Raw genomic sequence first — 18,455 nt, 5'->3', positions numbered from 1 at the left:
TCGGGGGGCTCATCCCCGCTTACGCGGGGAGCACCCACGCGGTGTCCATAGGGGTAATACGGTGCCGGGCTCATCCCCACTTACGCGGGGAGCACTGCCCCTCTGGGAACTTCACCTCAACCTGGCCGGGCTCATCCCCGCTTACGCGGGGAGCACTTCCTCGGTGTCGAGACAGAGTACCGGCACTGGGGCTCATCCCCGCTTACGCGGGGAGCACCTTATAGTCCACTCGGCTCAGGTTGGGGACCCGGGCTCATCCCCGCTTACGCGGGGAGCACTGGCCACTTATTGAAGCAGCGCGGAAAGCCGGGGGCTCATCCCCGCTTACGCGGGGAGCACCAATCTAACCACGGTGGGGGTGGCGTGATGGTGGGCTCATCCCCGCTTACGCGGGGAGCACCAGGCGGCAGCGGAAGCTTTACGCGCCGCTGACGGCTCATCCCCGCTTACGCGGGGAGCACCGAGCTAGCCCCCGGTACTAAGCTCGCGACCGCGGCTCATCCCCGCTTACGCGGGGAGCACTTAATCAGTTCGTCTAAGCTTTCAGACAGGCGAGGCTCATCCCCGCTTACGCGGGGAGCACGTGCGTGGCAAATAGAACGAGCGGTCAGCCGTGGGCTCATCCCCGCTTACGCGGGGAGCACCCTAAGCGCCACGACGCTCACCCCCAGCGACGGGGCTCATCCCCGCTTACGCGGGGAGCACAAGTACTGGCGGGCCTGGCGACCGCGCTCATTGGGCTCATCCCCGCTTACGCGGGGAGCACCACCAGAGGTAAGCCCCTAGAATCACGCCAGCGGGCTCATCCCCGCTTACGCGGGGAGCACTAGGCGCTTGACCTCTAGGCCCAGCTCTTCCAGGGCTCATCCCCGCTTACGCGGGGAGCACGTGCTGAACCTTACGTGTGGGCGCTCGCGCACCGGCTCATCCCCGCTTACGCGGGGAGCACAGTTCAACAATCACGGCCACATGATTATGAACGGGCTCATCCCCGCTTACGCGGGGAGCACGATACCGGTACCAGCGGGGCCACGCACAATGAGGGCTCATCCCCGCTTACGCGGGGAGCACTGGACAACTCTAGGCCAGGTGCACCCTATGGGTGGCTCATCCCCGCTTACGCGGGGAGCACAGCCTCACCCCAGGGCACCACCAGACCGTCGTGGGCTCATCCCCGCTTACGCTGGGAGCACACTAGGAGCATTTTTTGGGCGTCGGTTAGGCCCGGCTCATCCCCGCTTACGCGGGGAGCACGCACTCGTACCGTGGCCTGGGTGAGCTGGTTTGGGCTCATCCCCGCTTACGCGGGGAGCACACCCCTCAGGGTCGTCTAATCGTCCTGGGAGTCGGCTCATCCCCGCTTACGCGGGGAGCACTTGCATGGTGTGACAGTGTTGAGTAGGGTTGTGCGGCTCATCCCCGCTTACGCGGGGAGCACCACAGATGGGCAACTCCGGTGACACCACCAATGGGCTCATCCCCGCTTACGCGGGGAGCACGTACGCCATTGAGACGCCGGGCGGGGATATTACGGCTCATCCCCGCTTACGCGGGGAGCACTTCATCGGATTGTCCTTTCAGATGCGTGGTGGGGGCTCATCCCCGCTTACGCGGGGAGCACTGGAAGGCCGAGAACAATATCCGCCCAGCCCGCGGCTCATCCCCGCTTACGCGGGGAGCACGCGGAAAGTGCCATGAGAAAATCCTCCTCTTTCGGCTCATCCCCGCTTACGCGGGGAGCACGCCACGCTCACGGTGAACGGGCCTGGGTTTGGGGGCTCATCCCCGCTTACGCGGGGAGCACGGCCTCCTCCAGGGTGACGTGGGCGGAGACGAGGGCTCATCCCCGCTTACGCGGGGAGCACGAACGCTTCCCACTCCGGGCCGCGAGTTTCTAAGGCTCATCCCCGCTTACGCGGGGAGCACCATCGTCGCCGCCGTGGGCCTGGCCCTCGTCGCGGCTCATCCCCGCTTACGCGGGGAGCACGTATCTGCTCCTCACCCATCATTCCCCTTTCTGGGCTCATCCCCGCTTACGCGGGGAGCACAGCTGCGTCAGGGCCAAGCAGGAGGGCGTTGAGGGCTCATCCCCGCTTACGCGGGGAGCACTTAGAAGCCGTGTTTACGCTGGGCAATGGGGTGGGCTCATCCCCGCTTACGCGGGGAGCACCTGCGACTCCACAGTCTACGGAATGGCGATTGGGGCTCATCCCCGCTTACGCGGGGAGCACGAAAAACACACCTACCGAATCCAATAGCCCGACGGCTCATCCCCGCTTACGCGGGGAGCACTTTCGATTAGTGCGATAGTCGCCTTTAAAGGGGGGCTCATCCCCGCTTACGCGGGGAGCACCGGTGCCGCCTAACTCGTCTTCTGTGGGGGCGTGGGCTCATCCCCGCTTACGCGGGGAGCACGGCAAGCACCTGGCTGACCTCCAAAACCCCGCCGGCTCATCCCCGCTTACGCGGGGAGCACCCCACCCACCAGTGGCCTGGCGAACCCGACGAGGGCTCATCCCCGCTTACGCGGGGAGCACAAACCGCGGATGTGCGCGTGTTTACATCCCCGGGGCTCATCCCCGCTTACGCGGGGAGCACTCGGTCTCTAATGGGCGTCGAGATTCCCATAGGGGCTCATCCCCGCTTACGCGGGGAGCACGCCACCAAGCACGCCCCAGTCTCCAGCGTCGTCGGCTCATCCCCGCTTACGCGGGGAGCACTCATAGCAGACGGAGATTTCCCCGCCGTTCAGGGGCTCATCCCCGCTTACGCGGGGAGCACCGCTCTGCGTTTCCGTGAGGCGATACTGGGGTGGGCTCATCCCCGCTTACGCGGGGAGCACTCTAAGAAGCAGCCCGGAAGGTCGCAGCAGGGGGGCTCATCCCCGCTTACGCGGGGAGCACGTCGGCCTTCTTGAAGAAGACTCGCCAGCCTAGGGCTCATCCCCGCTTACGCGGGGAGCACGATTTCCTCACCCATGATTTACTTCTCTCCTGCGGCTCATCCCCGCTTACGCGGGGAGCACGAAGCGGACGTCGCTCACGGCGGATGAGGCGCGGGCTCATCCCCGCTTACGCGGGGAGCACTAGCCAGCTGCGCCGTTTTATGCGCACGTTCAGGGCTCATCCCCGCTTACGCGGGGAGCACTGGGAGTTCTGAGCCTGCCACGGGGTCCAATTGGGCTCATCCCCGCTTACGCGGGGAGCACTAGCCCTCAGTTGCGTCCGCTACTGCGCGTCCGGGCTCATCCCCGCTTACGCGGGGAGCACTGGCCGAGCCACTGGGGAGCGGATACGGCCGGGGGCTCATCCCCGCTTACGCGGGGAGCACAGGCGGGCAGGGGTGCCGCGCCGTGGGGTAGAGGGCTCATCCCCGCTTACGCGGGGAGCACCCTTGCTGAACAGTGCATTATCGAGCCGTAAGCTCAGTTTACATACAACTTCTCAGAGGCAAGGGATAGGCTGTGCCCCAGTTCTTTCTACTTCCCTTTCTGTTTGCGATAGGCAGACCGGACCTGCCGTGCTCGCGACCATCCAGTTCTGCTCTGCACAATCTTCCGTTCAGGAGAGGGACGAACCATGAGTGTGACTCCATCGAAGTCTGTTGGCTGCCAATGGTGCCGGTGAGTCCTAAACTCGAGACCTTGTTCATTGGCTGCTGAATAAACCAATAGTGCTCTTCCGTCCTTACATAGTTCTACTGTTCGCTCCCACAACAGATCACGAATTCTTGCTGAAGGGCGACCTACAAACACTCCAGGAGTTAATTCAATCAACCATTTGGAAAGATCACCTCGGAGCCCAGCGGGGCACGCTGTAACGACGAGAACGATCATGAAAGTGTCTCCTCTTCAGACCAGTTCACGCCTGAAGCAATAACCTCGAGCTCACTCCACAACATAAGTTCAACATCACTCACGAGTTCGTCATCAGGGATATCGAACAACGATTTCAAGTCTTTCACCATGCGAGGCATCAGCCTGTGCGAAACAACATAATCGCGAACATGCCGACGGACTTCCGCCGATGGTTTTCCCTTGGCAGCAGCGACAGTGTCGAATGCAGCCGGAATTGAAATTTCTGCCTTATATAGATCTGCGATGTCATAAACAAAAGAACGATCAGTTCCGGTATGAATAATGCCTAAGGCTGGAATGAAACCTAATGCGGCGATTACAGCATGGGCTACTCCATAAAGCGCTGCGCTCGCGGCGGTAAGCGCCTGGTTTATCGGATCCGATGAATCAAAATCATTTGGATCATAGGATCGGCGATTCCAATAAACGCCGGTCCGTTTCGATTCCGCTTCGTAAACTTTCTTCATCCTCGCGCCTTCCCGGCCTCGTAGCTGTGCCATGGTCAAACCCGACACATCCTCGCCTGGAAAACGCATAGAATACATGCGGCGCGCACAATCCAATCGCTTACGTTGGTGAGTGACTACCTCCGCTTGAATTTCTGCCATGCGGCTTGATTTTGCTGGCGGACGACCATGCGCGTAGTACCGGACACCGCGCTCTCCTACCCAGACGGTGCTAACGCCGGCGTCACCAAGCAGGGACATCGCGGCGTAAGTAATTTTTGTTCCGGGTCCTAACAGAAGTGCCGCAATCTGCGTAGCTGGAAGATGAGCAATCCCCCGTTGGTCCATTATCGTGAGCGAATTGCCATCACGATTCACGACACAGCGTTCAGCGTAAAGAAAACTGATACGGTCCCCTACGCGCGCCAAGGCCTGGCGTGCGATAGGGACCTCATGTGGCGTAGCCATTAAGACACTGCCGCCAACGTCATCAGTCCACAACCATAACCACGAGCACGTCCGATACCTTGGGTGAGTGTGGAGCGGAGCAACTGAGGCTCGGTGACCTCTAGGGTTCCCCGATAGCGAGCCGTTACGATGCGGATGTGGCGTCGGTTTGTACCTTTACGGAAATTGAGGGTACGCCTCTCCACGATGGCGGTTTCATCCTCTACAGACCAACGAGCACGTTCTTCGGCAAGCGCCGTGTCATCGTCGCGCGGAGCCAACGCAAAGCCAGCCTTTTCTGCCCGGGTGTAAAGCCACTCAAGCTGGTGTTCCACTGAAACATGAGCTTTAACTTTGCCGCGTTTTCCGTTGTTGGACTGCGAATAAGTCGGGTTTGCAAGTAACTCAAACCTCCACCGTTGCCCCTTCTGCAAGGAGCCCAACAGGCGGGTGTAGTCGAGAGACTGGGCGGGCCGCGTGTCGAAGCCAGCCTGCTCTACGATTCCAGACGCCGTCGGTTTCTCGGGGCCAACAATGTAAAGAATATTCTCGTATCTATTGCGATCAATCCGCCATAGCAACCGAGCTTCATCGATATCGATATCCGGTGGAAAGGCTGCGCTAACTGCCGCATGCATAGCGTGTGGGTTCGTCAGCAGCTTCCGCCCTTGACGCAACTGTGGGTTGATCAAGATCTTAGTAAGCGTAGTCACGCGTTCATCACCGCTTCCATAAACGGGTCCGGTCGCAACTGCGAAGCATCCAGGGGATTGTTCACCGTAGCGCTTTCACGCTGAACTACTGTGCGCCACGAGTATTTACGGTGCTTCGGGTCGAAGGAGACGGGAACATCCTGCAACGACTCGCCTAGTTCACCTGGCTTTGCGTCGCGATAGATCGGCAAGGCAACCTTCTCCCCGCAGGTCTTCATATACTCCTTTGTGGCATGCCACGTAGAGTGCGCTTGGAGCGCCTCAACCACAGGATCATCCACGATACCCTGTACTACATTCGGCGGAGCCGGACATGACCGTCGTCCCAAGAAAATCGGAAATGCCGGCTTGTGTAGTGCTTCCGCCAAACCTTCGAGCATTCCACGGTCTTCAGATTCGATCGCAGCAACAAACGCAGCATCGGACAAGAAATACCGGGTAATTAATTTTGCAGATGCATTGGGATTGCGCTGCCAATCCTGCGCCGTCTGGTAATCGCGCAGCAGACTTCCAGACTGGTCGACTCGCACAGCGAAGGTCAGACGGGCAAGATCCTCAATGCCGTCAGTCCGCCGGCGACCATCGGCGGCGGCGAGCATGCCGAGCACTCCGGATTTCGATGGAATCTGAGACGTTGTTCGCGTGGCGTAGCGTGATTCGTTGCCCCACGACTGCAAGGGGGCTTTGAGTAGCAGTAATAAGCTCGATGTCATGAGATGGCTCCCTTCACTAGGACTGGGAGGAATCCAACGCTGCGGTGAGACTTTCCGAAAGCTCAGGCAGAGTGATGGTCTCAGCAATGTCAGCGAACGGTACACGCGCTTCACTTACGCCAACCACGAATGCAGCCAGTGGCTTCAATCCGTAGTTCTCCTCAAATTCCCTTTCTTCGTTTGCCAGAGCTTCGGCACCAGCGATGCGCAAATTCTTGTCGTTGGTGGCTTGGACCGGCTCCTCGAACGCAGTCACGAGGCTGACCGGGCGTGTATCACGCACCGTGACATAAACCAGCTCAGGCAGCGTGTGGTTGGCAAAAGTGTTGATTTTTCCGGTGGGCATGGACTTGATGAAAGCGTCGACAAACTGAACCGCAGCTTGCTTCGCGTTCTCCTCGGAGTCGAGATTCTCCTTAAGGCCCGCTACGTTTACCGTGGCAAACCGGTACAGGGTGGAAGACATCATTTGTACCGTGCCAATCATCCCAGCACCTGTCTCTTCACCGTCTTCTGCAAGATCATCGACAGCAGTGAAGTAGTCGAATTCCGGAGCGCTATCGTGAATACCCAGAGCATGAGCAACCTGCACTGCGGCATCGACGTTAAAGGCAGCATCATCAGCAATCATGCGACCAAACATCGCCATATCAACCGAGTGCTGAGTATCGAGAATTTCCTTCGCCTCAGCCTTTTTGATCTTCTCTCCGTCTGCAGCGACGATTGCCTGGACCGCGCGGTCAATCTGCTGCGGGCTCAAGAAAATGAGGTATTTGGTGCGCGGATAGCGGGCTTCCTTGAGGAGCTCCTCTTTATCCTCGGCTTCGGACTTTTCTAGTTCCTTGATTCGCTTGTTATCAACTTCGGTCGAAATTCCTGCAACCTTGAAGAGGTCACTAACCTGTTTGATTGCGCGCTCGGCATCCCAGCCTTCGTGTTCCTCAACCAGCTTGGCAATCTTCTCTGGCAGGCGCTTCGAGCGGGCCCCCACAGACTTAGGATCAACATTCTTTTCAAAGTAATTACGGATTGCACGCTTCCAAGACTGGGAGGACACGCGCTGGCGCGGGACTCCACCAAAGATCGCGGATTTAGGTGCACCCGTATCGTCGCGGTTAATCAAGGATGGCGGCAGCGTTTGCAGAGCGTGGATATCAATGACAAGAGACATGGTGAACTTTCCTTTCAGTTCAAGAGTGTTATTTACGATTCAGTGGATTTCGTGCTTTTAGTAAAAGCACCAGTGGCAAAATCACGACCCCATCTCAAAAGAACTCCCTGGCGACGATTCTGATCAGATTGAGTAGAAGTATGAGCGCTGAGAATTCTGAGGTCTTGCGCAAACTGCCCATAGTCAAAGCCAATTTTTGCGCCGCGGAGCAGAGTGATGAGCGAGCGGATATGGATCAATCGGGAGGCTTCATCGCGTGAAACGAGCATGGCATCGAAGCGGGGTTTTGTGGACTGCGATTCGCTCTGGGCGAAGAAACGACCGCATGCACGAGCAAAGCTTTGACCTTCAACGTGGGCGTCAGTCGTCGCACTTTGCATGTGTATGCCAAACATGACGAGCGCATGAAATGCAGCCAACTCAGACGCTGAAGGGGCATTTCCTCTGCCAAGCTCCGTTTCACCGAGAGGCGGGTAAAGGCTCAACAAGACTTCTTCTAGCGCTAGAGGTTGGTCCTTGAGGGGAACAGAAGCATACCTGCGAAGGTTCGCAAGAGTTGCACGCGCTTGCGCGCTCTGCGCGTGGTTTGGTGAACGCAAGATGGCGAACTGGAGGGCGTTCGCAGTCCGAGCTACTGCTGGGCGCAAGGTTGGCCCTGTCGACCTGGTCGGATAGTCAGTGCTAGTTGGAGTGTTAGTCATCGGAATCATCCTCGTGTGATTTTTCAGAGGTATCTGTGCCTGGGGTAGTGCGAGATACCGTCAATGGAAGGTCCTTGTCCAGCCTTCGATGCAGTTGACGGTAAAGCGAGCCGGCTGACACTATTCGTCCTTTGCCGCTGTCTCCAGCGTCGACTTCCCTGCCCACGATGGCCTTTGTCCCAGCACCACGAAGAAGTTCGCGAGCGTCACGAAGCACTTGCTCGCGGAGCTGCTTTTGCCAATCAATCTGTTCCGTTTCAGCGTTGCCGGAGTTCAATCCTGCCATCCACGCCAAGAAGAGCGGCTCAAGGCGAGCATAGAAACGGTCTGCGGTATTGCTTCCGAATTCATAGTCACCGCCAGCGGCGACGAGCAGTTGACCTGCAAACCAGCCGAGGCTGATAGCTGCTTTTCCGGTTTTCTCAGCAGAGGTGCGAACTGCATTGCGCACCTTCCGGCCCGTATCATCAGCACGCAGAACGACGAGTGGCAAGCCAATCGTAGCGGTGAATGTCGAGGCTACAGACGATTCCTGTGGGCCATACTCCATCGACACTAAAGCAAGGTCGAGAAGGCTCTTGTCCAAGTACCCGTCCGCCTCAAGATCTGCCAAGTTGGAGAGATTCCTCGGCCGCTTAGGGGCTTTGTTCTTGCCGTTATCGAATCCGGGATCATCTTCCAATGCGATCAATGCATCAAGTGCTCTCCACATTGTCCGCGTCGGGTCGTATGGACGCGCGTAGTAAGCGTCAATGCCCTTCTTCGACTGATTCGGGCTGTAGCGGTAGGGAGTCATGGGATCACCCATGACGTTCTTCCCCGCATCTGGAATACGGTCACCGTTGGATACCAGTACTTGGACTGCACGGTCGCCTTCAAAGAACAGGCGAATACGCCGTGCCTGCCAGGTTGCGAGATCAACCGCACCGTGTGGGACGGCTCCTATGTCATCGCTTGATCCCGGCCGCTGCATCGCAGTATCAGGTTCGCGTTCCCAAACTGGAGTATCCGCTCTTACCGCTCCTCCTTCCTGGGAATCCAAGACTGCCGATGGAGGAGTATTGAGAATCAGGGTTTCGAGAATCCCACCTGCCCCTAGGACAATCGTGCCGCCAGTGCGTCCGGTCCAACCAGTTCCGATGGGGTAGCCTCGCCCGCCTTTAACGCGGGGATCTCCTTCCGCGCCCGACTTGATTCCCGAGTAATCGAATGCCTGCGCATGAATCAGCCATCTAGCGGCCTCATCGAGAGCGAGAGATTCTCGCCCTTCCGCTGTACGCATGGTGAAAAAATCGTCAGCAGCTTCCGGAACAATGAAGGATACAGGTTTTGTGGCTCCTGACTTCGTATGCAAGTCCGCGACTTGCATGAAGGGAGCAATTGGTGAAAGAAGATCAAACCGATCTTCAAAGCCATCAAGGTAGTCAAGGACCGCGTCATCGCGCTTCTCGTTTACAAGCTGATCACGCAGTTCATCGAACCATTCCGGCCAATCAAAGTCTTCCCAATTATTGCCCGCGTAGCTTTCTACAAGTTCTAGAGCATGCGCCCGCCAAAAAATGGCCAATAGCACACGGAGCACCGCGTAATCCTGGGTTGGTGAGTCACCAACGACTTTGTAAGCGTCACCGCGGCCAGAAAAGATATCGCGGATGCTCAAATTTACAGGCTGGTTGGTACCATCCATGCACTTGATCCATGGCTCATTGAGAAGGTTAAACGTTGAGATTTCAGTCATTCTTCTTTCGCCTCCTTTCTTTGTCTTGTTGTGGGTTGTTGATTGTCGTAGAGGAGCCTCTGAGAGGAGGTGCCCTCAGAGTACAAAGGTCGACGGACATTCACTTTCTCCCGTCGCTAAGAATTTCGATTCCCAGCTTGGAGGAATAGGACACGGTAAAGCGGCCAAGTTGTGCGGTGTCAGATTCGTCCAACGGCAACGCCAGTTGTCCCCTCAATAGGAAATGAGAACGCCATTGTGCCGGCGTAGCTTCTTCCAAAGTGCTGATAACCGCCTCGAAATCAGATTCCCACCTCGTCATACGGGTTGGGAGGCGAACCGTGCTCGAAGCCAAATGGAACGCGGCATCGTAGGACAACTCAGCTCCATCGAGTGCTTCTTCCTCTAGCCCCCACGGTTGATACCCGTACTCGGTACTCCTGATAGGAATGACTTCCACCGACGGTTCGGCGTCTCGGACTTGAGCAGCACCGCGTTCATCTCCCGATGCTGCGTCATCACTGACGAGCTGCGAAAACAGCGCATCATAGCTGGTTCGTCGCCGAGGGCTAGGCAGTCGAAAAGTCGACGATTTCGAGTGCGCGCTATCTTCATCAAACAGGTTCTGCTCCCGAGCCTTCTCCCACGCCTCTTCCCACTCCACCGGTGGAGTGAAGTTCTTGTCATATGCTGCTCGGACAAGCCCTTCAATATCATCGGGGCGTCGAAAGACTTCCGGAAGCGTCGCGTAGGTCGAAAGAAGCAAGGTTTCGCCGTAGATAAACTCAGCCCCCGAATCGAACTCGGGAACTGGCTCGCGCTCGAGAACTCCCCTAATCATCACCTGCGGCTGTTGTAGCTTTTCCGGCCGATCGGTTGATGGGCGCGTGTGGCGATGTAAGCGTCCAATGCGCTGAATAATGAGATCCATCGGGGCGATATCCGTGACAAGGACATCAGCATCAATATCGAGACTTTGCTCGGCAACTTGGGTTGCGACCACTATCTTGCGCCACGGACGTCCACTCTCCCGGTGAGAATCAGGTCCGAGTTCCTCGCGCAGTGCATCTTCCTTCGCTACGCGCTCCCACGCAACGAAACCAGCATGATGTAGCTGGACATCATTGCCATAAACATCTTCCAGTACTCGGTATGCCTCTTGTGCGCGGGCAATCGTATTGCAAATAATGAGCGCGCAGCCGCCTTTGTCGAGGTACCGCTCCGCAAATGTAACGAGCTTTTCCACATCATCGTCTAGGTACTCGATACGCGCTTCTAAGTTCGTTGGCATTGGCGGAACCGAGTGAAACTCCACGGAATCCCGAGTTGCGAGTGTTAGCAGTGGATACCCAATAGGTTCCTCATCCGACCAGGAAGCACAGGAGTATGCCTGTACCAGTGAACGTCGCTTGTCTGGCGGAAGAGTCGCTGACATGAGAATGACGCTGGCACCGTAGTAGCCGAGCCACTCGATAGTTCTTTGGAGGTAGTCACTGGTGTAGACGTCGAAGGAATGCACCTCGTCAAAGATGATGACCTTTCCCGCCAGCCCCACGTGCCGCAGCATGTGGAAGCGTTGCTGAAGCGCCATCATCAAAACTTGGTCCACGGTACCAACCACAAAATTGGACAACAGCCCCAGACGGCGTCCAGACATCCATTGTGACGCAATAACTCCGCCGCCTTCGCCGGAATCCTTGCCAATTTGCGAGAATTTCAGCTGCCGGTACGGCTCCGAGAGCACGTTTTTGGAGTGAGCAAGGTACATGCTCCTTACCGAGTCAATGCTGTTGTTCGAGGCCCATTCGATTGTGCGCTCCAACAACCCATTGGCCGTTGCCATTGTCGGCGCAGCAAAGAAGATCCCTTGTGCTCCGCTGCCAGCACCTAGGATCTCGGCGGTGGCCAGGGCCGCCTCAGTCTTTCCAACTCCAGTTTCGGCCTCAATAACAACAAGCATTGGCCCCTTCAGCTGTTGCACTGCTTCTACGACAGCACGTTGCACCGGCCGAGCGCGGTACTCCTCTGGCCAGTCAAACGACCGCCTAAAGTGATCGTCGATATCCTGCCAATCCACTTTTTCAGGTTCCCAAGGCATCGTTACGTCGATGACTGCAGCAGCTGCTTCAACTCGTTCCAACTGCGTTCCGCTCACATACAGAGTGAACGCACTTTCGTTGGAAGCTACCCAGTCCGCCATCACCACGAGCCCAGTGAGGATTTCCGCAGCGCCCTGATGCAACTTTCTACCCCGACTGACGTTCTCAAGTACTGAATCAGCACCGCAAAGCTCCGTCATCGCGTCAAGTAGCTCTATATGTACGTTCTTCCACGGCTCGGGGTAATCCTCAATAAGGGCGCGCACCTGTGCAGAAGGTTTATTCGCAATGCCGTGATGGGCGTTAACCACTGCCGCCAATGCGTTAGCTTTTGGGAGGCGAACACCTCGCGCGCATAACCATTGCGAGAGGATTTCACCCGATGCAACGCCATGCGGAAGCTTGTCGAAGTTTGCCTCATCAACACTGAGCTCGATATTTAAACCTGCATCAGAGACGGCATGAACAAGATACGCTTTATCACTTTCCAGTAGTAGGCGCTGGAACGTGCGTATTGCCTTTCCCACATCGTGGACCCCCGCAAGCCACACATACAGTGCCTCAACCCCAGACTCATCGACTCCCAGCTCTTCTGAAAGATAGCGCTTCACAGAAGCAGCCAACCAGGAGTTAAACAGGAATGAGGCAGCACATGCCGAGTCCACCATATGCTGCGGCAGCGTCAAAAAATCCGTGCCGTTACCGGACTTCGCCCACAGGCTTTGAGCTTGCGGACTACGCTCGCGCGCCCAGCCATCAGCCCTAAGACAAAAATCATGTGTCCGGTCCGAAATTAAACTTGAGTTCGACCCCTGTCCAGCGGTCTTTTCCATGATCATCCTTCACAAGAAGTGGTTTAAAACAAGCATAGCATTCTTAGCATTAGCAAGTTCATTGTTTTCTGAAAACTGTTGTTTAGCAATCACAATGTAGGCTTCATGACGGGCCATTTAACTTCCCTGCGCTGCTGGGATGAGCCCTTGCTGATGCTTAACACCATCACCTCCCCGCGTCAGCGGGGCTTTCTTTTATCGGGAACACCCAATCTGCGGGCGCTGGGCCCAGGCATCGTCTACGTTGTCATCATGGCCTCTTCCCTTGACTTCAAACGCGTCGAGCTCGACTCTAATACCCCCATCGGCCCCATTTTCCCTGCAGATGAACGGTGTGGGATCTACGTCATTGAGTTCGACGATGGCACCAAATACGTGGGCCAATCCATCGACGTCGTCAAGCGGTTCTGGGACCATACGCATGGTTCCAACCACCATAGTGCCTGGGGCGATGTCGTAGCACTATCCTTTGCGCCCGCACCGCCTTTGGAGCTGGACATCCTTGAAAAACAAATGATCCAGTACCAACTCGATGCCGGCGTCTTACTCCGGAATCGCAGCGGTGTATTAGCTTCCGAAGGCCCCAGCCCACTGGACTTAGTCATAACCGTCACAGATCAAAAGCACTGGATCCTTGGAGATTGGGAACCCTCACCATCTGATCGCGCAGCTTTTGTCCGGGCCGTCGAAGCTTCGGCCCCTACAAAGTTGGAAAAGAACTCACCCCCTGAGGTCGTCCAAGCAGTAATCAAGGACATCGCCTTCGCTCTCGAGCACATCATCCCCGTCGCTCCAGAAACTGAGAGAACCTATTGGACGCTGTCGGACTATCCTTCAACCGCAGGTGGCCGCTACGCCACCCTCAACACCGGAATACTTGAGTTCCTTGTCTTCCCGCGTAACAGCGTCGTCACTGACCCAACTGACTTAGACCCAGGTTTTCTTGACGGCTACACCCTCGGCACTGGATTCTTTAACCTTCTTCCACGCGAGGGCGGCGATTGGAAAGCAGAATCCGGCACTATTTGGTTTAGCAAATCCCCCTACCACTTCGTTGCTTCCCATTTTTACAACGTCACGCCAACAGAGGCCTATTACTACCCCATCGGCCAACTAGAAGAAACCTTTAACGCCCTTGGACCAGAGGTCATCTCTGACGCTCGCAAATTCGCGGTCACCATGATGCGCAACCGCCCATCCAACCTCTTCCGCCGCTGGCACAGCTCGGCGCTAACGGGCCGTGCCTACGAGAAAATCGTAAACGGTTAGGCCTTCGCCTCAGGCGTCGCATAGGGACTACGAGAGGAGTCCACCACCTGGCCGGCGTGGGCGGAGTGCGCGGTGGCGGTTTGGTCGAAAACTAAGGCGGCGGGCTTCACGCGCACGTCGGGCTTTTCGCCTTTGTTGACCATGACGTACTGCCCCATCATTCCCTCGTCCTCATGCAACAGCATGTGGCAGTGGTACATGTACGGGATGGTCTTATCCGGGAAATGGCCAAACTCCACCAGCAGGCGTGCGGTCACCTTCGGCGGAAGGTTGACAATGTCTTTCCACCCAGAATTGAAGACATCCATCTTCTCATCGCCGTCCCAGTCCAGAACCTTGAAGCGGGCGTTGTGGATGTGGAAGTTGTGCGGCCAATCAGAGTTCTCATTGGTCACGGTCCAGATCTCCGGGGCATCGTGGTCGATGACGGTATCCACGCGTGCCATGTCCATCTGCTCACCGTTGATCATGAAGGTGTTGAGCACGAACTCACGCTCTTCAAGGCCCTGCGTGGACGGGGTCTTCGCCGCAGCGGGGTCAAGCGTTGCCGGCAGGGCGGGGGCTTCGGGCGCGGACTCTTCCGGCCCGGAAATGGTGAGCAGGTCGAAGGAATCTTGGAAGCCGAAGTCAGCCGCATCCTTGTCTTTGGGCACCCCGAAGTTATCCTTGCGCGGCACCGAGCGCAGCTGCACTTCTTTGCTGGGCTCCAGGTCCACGATAATTTCGGCGCGCTCGCCGGGGCCGAGGAAGAGGGAATCGACTTCCACGGGGGCGTCGAGAAGCCCCGTGTCCGTGGCGATGATGTGGAAGGGGCCGTTTGTAAGCTCCAGTGTGTAGAAGCGCATCGAAGCGCCGTTGAGCAGGCGCAGGCGGACCCGGCGCGTGGTGGCGTCGAAGCGCGCATTGGTGATGCCGTTGACCAGAGGCGTGGTACCCAGAAGGCCCAGGGTGTTATCGCTCTTTTCATCAATCTGGCCGTCATCGGTGAACTTGGCATCCATGATGACTACCGGGATGTCATCGACACCGTAGTCCTGTGGAATGTCGAGGTCATCGGCAACATCATCGTCGATAAGGAACATGCCCGCCAACCCGCGGTAGGCATGCGTGGCCGTGGCCATGTGCGGGTGCGGGTGGTACCACAGCGTGGCCGCGGGTTGGATGATCTCCCACTCGGGCTTCCAGGTCTTGCCCACCTCAATCGGCGAGTGCGGGCCGCCATCCGAGTAGGCTGGCAGCTTCATGCCATGCCAGTGCACCGTGGTCATTTCAATAAGGTCGTTGGTGATCTCCGCGCGGACTTTTTCACCGCGACGGGCGCGCAGCGTGGGCCCCAGGAAGGCGCCGTTGAAGCCCCACGTCCGCGTGCGGTCGTTGCCGAGGAGGATCTCCGAGTAGCCATCTTGGGCGGTGAGCTTGAATACGCGTGTGCCGTCGACAACCTCTCCTTCCTCCACGGGCGGGATGGGCAGAGCGCGCGGCTCGCCGTCGTAGCCCAGCGGCTCCGGCTGATTCTTCGATCCCGAGGTGGAACAGGCGCTCAGCCCCATCACGGCGGCACCGGCGACAGTGAGCACGGAACCCTGGACGAACATACGGCGGGATACTGTAGGGCGAGCGGAGATAGACATGCCTCCCAGGATAGAGATCAGGTGAACCTTAGGACCCAGATAAGGCCGAGCCGGGCTTAAGATCACAGTCATGGCTTCGCGTTCTGCATCTCCCCACGGCTCCTCACCCTCCAACGAGTCCGCCAATGCCCGCCGCTTCGTCTGGTCGAACGGCCTGCAGGGCGTGGGCGATCAATTGCTCTCTGGAAAGACAGTCCTGCCCTGGCTGTTCAGTGTGGCCGGGGTCCCAGGCTTCTTCACCGGCCTGCTGGTGCCCTTGCGCGAGTCCGGTTCCATGCTCCCCCAAGCCGCCTGGACTCCGTGGGTGCTCACCCACCCAGCTCGCAAGCGCCTGTGGGTGCTGGGCTCGGTGGGCCAGGGTCTGTGCGCGGCGATCATCGCGGCGGCTGCCGTGCTTGTCGAAGGCCCCCTCCTCGGCCTCATCGTCTGCCTCGCCCTTGCGGCGCTTGCCGTACTCCGCGCGCTGTGTTCGCTGACCGGCAAGGACGTGCAAGGCCGCACCATCTCCAAGGGGCACCGCGGAGTGGTGACCGGTCACGCTACACAGCTCGGCGGCGCAGTCACCCTTATTACTGGCGTCATCCTCGCTGTACTAGGTGAGCTCCCGCGCTGGGGTTTGGCGGCGTTGCTGGCCATCGGCGCAGCCACGTGGTTCCTGGCGGCAGCGGTCTTTCGCGGCATCGAGGAGCCGGTGCCAGAAAACTCCGGCCGGGAAGGTATGAACCGCAGCTGGTGGAAGGATACCTGGCAGCTATACACCCAGGATGCGCGCTTCCGCAGCTTCGTCAACGTTCGCGCCCTGCTGCTGGTGTCTGCCCTATCCACCTCCTTCATCGTGGTGCTTTCACAGAGCATCGGCTCGCAGGCTTTGAGTGGGCTCGGTGGCTTCGTCTTGGCCTCGGGCTTGGCCAGCCTCGTGGGCGGCCGTGTATCCGGTGTGCTCTCTGATAAGTCGTCGCGCTTGGTCATGTCCTGGGCCGCAGGTGCCGCGGCGATCATCTTGCTGGCCATCGTGGCCTGTGCGGCGTGGGCACCGACAGCGGTAAGCATGTGGGCGCTTCCCCTCGGATTTTTCCTGGTCAACCTGGCGCACGCTGCCATTCGCGTAGCGCGCAAGACCTATGTGGTGGATATGGCGGGCGAGGATAAACGCACCCGCTACGTCGGGGCCGCAAACACCATGATGGGTGTCATCCTCCTCGTAATCGGCGGTATCTCCGCCGTGATCGCTTTGGCTGGCCCCTCGGCGGCCATTTTATTCCTGGCCAGCATCGGACTACTTGGAGCATGGCGTGCCCGTGCACTTCCGGAGGTATCACGCGGAAAATAGGACGTACACGTTATGATGAAAAAAGTAAGTCCTGACATCCCCAATCACAGGAGAAGCACACACTCGTGGCTGAAGTAACTAACTGCGCCGCCATCGTCCTTGCAGCAGGCGCAGGTACCCGCATGAAATCCTCAACCCAGAAGACGTTGCATGAGATTGGCGGGAGGTCACTTCTCGGCCACGCCCTCCACGCAGCCGCTGGCCTGCACCCAGAGCACCTCGTGGTCGTCGTGGGCCACCAGCGCGACCAGGTCTCCCCTGCCGTCGATGCCATCTCCGAGGAGCTGGACTGCGCGGTCTCCCAGGCCATCCAGGAAGAGCAGAACGGTACCGGCCACGCCGTGCAGTGCGGCCTGAGTGCATTGCCTGATTTCGATGGCACCGTCATCGTGACTAACGGTGACGTTCCCCTGCTACGCCCGGAGACCCTGCGTCAGCTGCATGAGGCCCACACCGGCGAAGCTAACGCCGTGACCGTGCTGTCCATGACTCTGGAGGATCCCACCGGTTACGGCCGCGTGCTGCGCGCCGAGGATGGTTCTGTCACCGCCATCGTGGAGCAGAAGGATGCCTCCGAAGAGCAGCGCGCGGTGCGCGAGGTCAACTCCGGCGTCTTCGCATTCGATGGGGCCGTGCTTCGCGACGCCCTGACGAAGCTCAACTCCGATAACGCCCAGGGTGAGCTCTACATCACCGATGTGCTGGAGATCGCCCGCGAGGCCGGCCACCGCGTCGGCGCGCACGTTGCTGCTGATCCGGAGGAGCTCTCCGGTGTCAACGACCGCGTGCAGTTGGCCGCGGCCGGCCGCCTTCTCAACCGCCGTGTGGTCGAGGAAGCCATGCGTGGCGGCGCCACCATCGTTGATCCCGATACCACTTGGATCGGCGTCAACGTGACCATTGGCCAGGACGTTGTCATTCACCCCAATACCCAGCTGTGGGGTGCGACGACCATCGCCGATGGCGCCGAGATTGGCCCCGACACCACCCTGACCAATATGCAGGTCGGAGCAGGTGCCAGCGTGGTGCGCACGCACGGCTTCGACTCCGTCATTGGCAGCAATGCGCAGATTGGCCCGTTCACCTACATCCGCCCCGGCGTCATCGTGGGTGAAGAAGGCAAGCTGGGCGGCTTCGTCGAGGCGAAGAAGGCCCAGATTGGCCGCGGTACCAAGGTTCCCCACCTGACCTATATCGGCGATGCAACCGTGGGTGACTACTCCAACATTGGTGCCTCCTCCGTCTTCGTCAACTACGACGGCGTCAACAAGCACCACACCACCATCGGCAGCCACGTGCGCACTGGTTCGGACACCATGTTCATTGCTCCCGTTACCGTCGGTGATGGCGCCTACTCCGGTGCGGGTACAGTAATTAAGGACGACGTTCCCCCGGGAGCGCTCGCGGTCTCCGGCGGCAAGCAGCGCAACATCGAAGGTTGGGTACAAAAGAAGCGCCCGGGCACGCCGGCAGCGGAAGCAGCCGACAAGGCACAGGACGCCAAGGCTGACGACCAGACCACTAACTAA

General features: G+C 58.4%; 12 protein-coding genes and 1 CRISPR repeat array. Of the genes, 3 read left to right on the top strand and 9 right to left on the bottom strand.

The genetic code is table 11. The features are described from left to right. Window positions 1-6 precede the first annotated feature (6 nt). A CRISPR array of direct repeats spans window positions 7-3,391; the repeat unit is 28 nt; unit sequence GGCTCATCCCCGCTTACGCGGGGAGCAC. 87 nt (window positions 3,392-3,478) lie between these two features. The 8 genes from cas2e to HMPREF2781_RS11790 form a co-directional block, all read right to left on the bottom strand. After that, window positions 3,479-3,835, bottom strand: a complete 357-nt coding sequence (gene cas2e, locus HMPREF2781_RS12375; RefSeq protein WP_080975048.1) for a type I-E CRISPR-associated endoribonuclease Cas2e — start codon at window positions 3,833-3,835, stop codon at window positions 3,479-3,481. Then, the gene (gene cas1e / locus HMPREF2781_RS11815) at window positions 3,832-4,770 is read right to left on the bottom strand and encodes a type I-E CRISPR-associated endonuclease Cas1e (RefSeq protein ID WP_049154295.1); all 939 of its coding nucleotides are present in this window, start codon (window positions 4,768-4,770) and stop codon (window positions 3,832-3,834) included. Before cas1e ends, cas2e begins: the two co-directional genes overlap by 4 nt. Next, window positions 4,770-5,462 carry a type I-E CRISPR-associated protein Cas6/Cse3/CasE gene (gene cas6e / locus HMPREF2781_RS11810; protein WP_070646273.1) on the bottom strand — a complete coding sequence of 231 codons (693 nt, stop codon included), beginning with the start codon at window positions 5,460-5,462 and terminating at the stop codon, window positions 4,770-4,772. The genes cas1e and cas6e overlap by 1 nt, the downstream gene beginning before the upstream one ends. Next, window positions 5,459-6,175 carry a type I-E CRISPR-associated protein Cas5/CasD gene (gene cas5e / locus HMPREF2781_RS11805; protein WP_049154291.1) on the bottom strand — a complete coding sequence of 239 codons (717 nt, stop codon included), beginning with the start codon at window positions 6,173-6,175 and terminating at the stop codon, window positions 5,459-5,461. Before cas5e ends, cas6e begins: the two co-directional genes overlap by 4 nt. Window positions 6,176-6,191: 16 nt before the next feature. Next, entirely contained in the window at window positions 6,192-7,346 is a 1,155-nt protein-coding gene (cas7e, locus tag HMPREF2781_RS11800) for a type I-E CRISPR-associated protein Cas7/Cse4/CasC (RefSeq protein WP_049154290.1), read from the bottom strand. Window positions 7,347-7,378: 32 nt separating this feature from the next. Then, window positions 7,379-8,047, bottom strand: coding sequence for a type I-E CRISPR-associated protein Cse2/CasB (casB, locus tag HMPREF2781_RS12370; protein WP_080975047.1), 669 nt, complete (start codon window positions 8,045-8,047; stop codon window positions 7,379-7,381). Then, window positions 8,040-9,785, bottom strand: coding sequence for a type I-E CRISPR-associated protein Cse1/CasA (gene casA, locus HMPREF2781_RS11795; RefSeq protein ID WP_070646270.1), 1,746 nt, complete (start codon window positions 9,783-9,785; stop codon window positions 8,040-8,042). The genes casB and casA overlap by 8 nt, the downstream gene beginning before the upstream one ends. A gap of 100 nt (window positions 9,786-9,885) precedes the next feature. Further along, window positions 9,886-12,696 (bottom strand): CRISPR-associated helicase/endonuclease Cas3, encoded by a 2,811-nt coding sequence (locus HMPREF2781_RS11790; RefSeq protein ID WP_049154286.1) that lies wholly within the window; start codon window positions 12,694-12,696, stop codon window positions 9,886-9,888. Window positions 12,697-12,801: 105 nt separating this feature from the next. Here HMPREF2781_RS11790 and HMPREF2781_RS12750 point away from each other — a divergent pair, with 105 nt between their 5' ends. Continuing rightward, window positions 12,802-13,965, top strand: a complete 1,164-nt coding sequence (locus HMPREF2781_RS12750) for a GIY-YIG nuclease family protein (RefSeq protein WP_239663574.1) — start codon at window positions 12,802-12,804, stop codon at window positions 13,963-13,965. Here HMPREF2781_RS12750 and HMPREF2781_RS11775 read toward each other — a convergent pair. Next, window positions 13,962-15,596, bottom strand: a complete 1,635-nt coding sequence (locus HMPREF2781_RS11775; protein WP_049154285.1) for a multicopper oxidase family protein — start codon at window positions 15,594-15,596, stop codon at window positions 13,962-13,964. The two genes, HMPREF2781_RS12750 and HMPREF2781_RS11775, sit on opposite strands and share 4 nt — an antisense overlap. 70 nt (window positions 15,597-15,666) lie before the next feature. Here HMPREF2781_RS11775 and HMPREF2781_RS11770 point away from each other — a divergent pair, with 70 nt between their 5' ends. Then, window positions 15,667-16,926 (top strand): MFS transporter, encoded by a 1,260-nt coding sequence (locus HMPREF2781_RS11770; protein ID WP_049154283.1) that lies wholly within the window; start codon window positions 15,667-15,669, stop codon window positions 16,924-16,926. A gap of 65 nt (window positions 16,927-16,991) precedes the next feature. Continuing rightward, window positions 16,992-18,455 carry a bifunctional UDP-N-acetylglucosamine diphosphorylase/glucosamine-1-phosphate N-acetyltransferase GlmU gene (gene glmU / locus HMPREF2781_RS11765; RefSeq protein WP_070646267.1) on the top strand — a complete coding sequence of 488 codons (1,464 nt, stop codon included), beginning with the start codon at window positions 16,992-16,994 and terminating at the stop codon, window positions 18,453-18,455.

Origin of the sequence: Corynebacterium sp. HMSC062A03, from assembly GCF_001811145.1 — a bacterium.
Classification (GTDB): domain Bacteria; phylum Actinomycetota; class Actinomycetes; order Mycobacteriales; family Mycobacteriaceae; genus Corynebacterium; species Corynebacterium aurimucosum.
The sequence above is the reverse complement of the archived record's forward strand: the minus strand, read 5'-3'. Positions and strand labels throughout refer to the sequence as shown.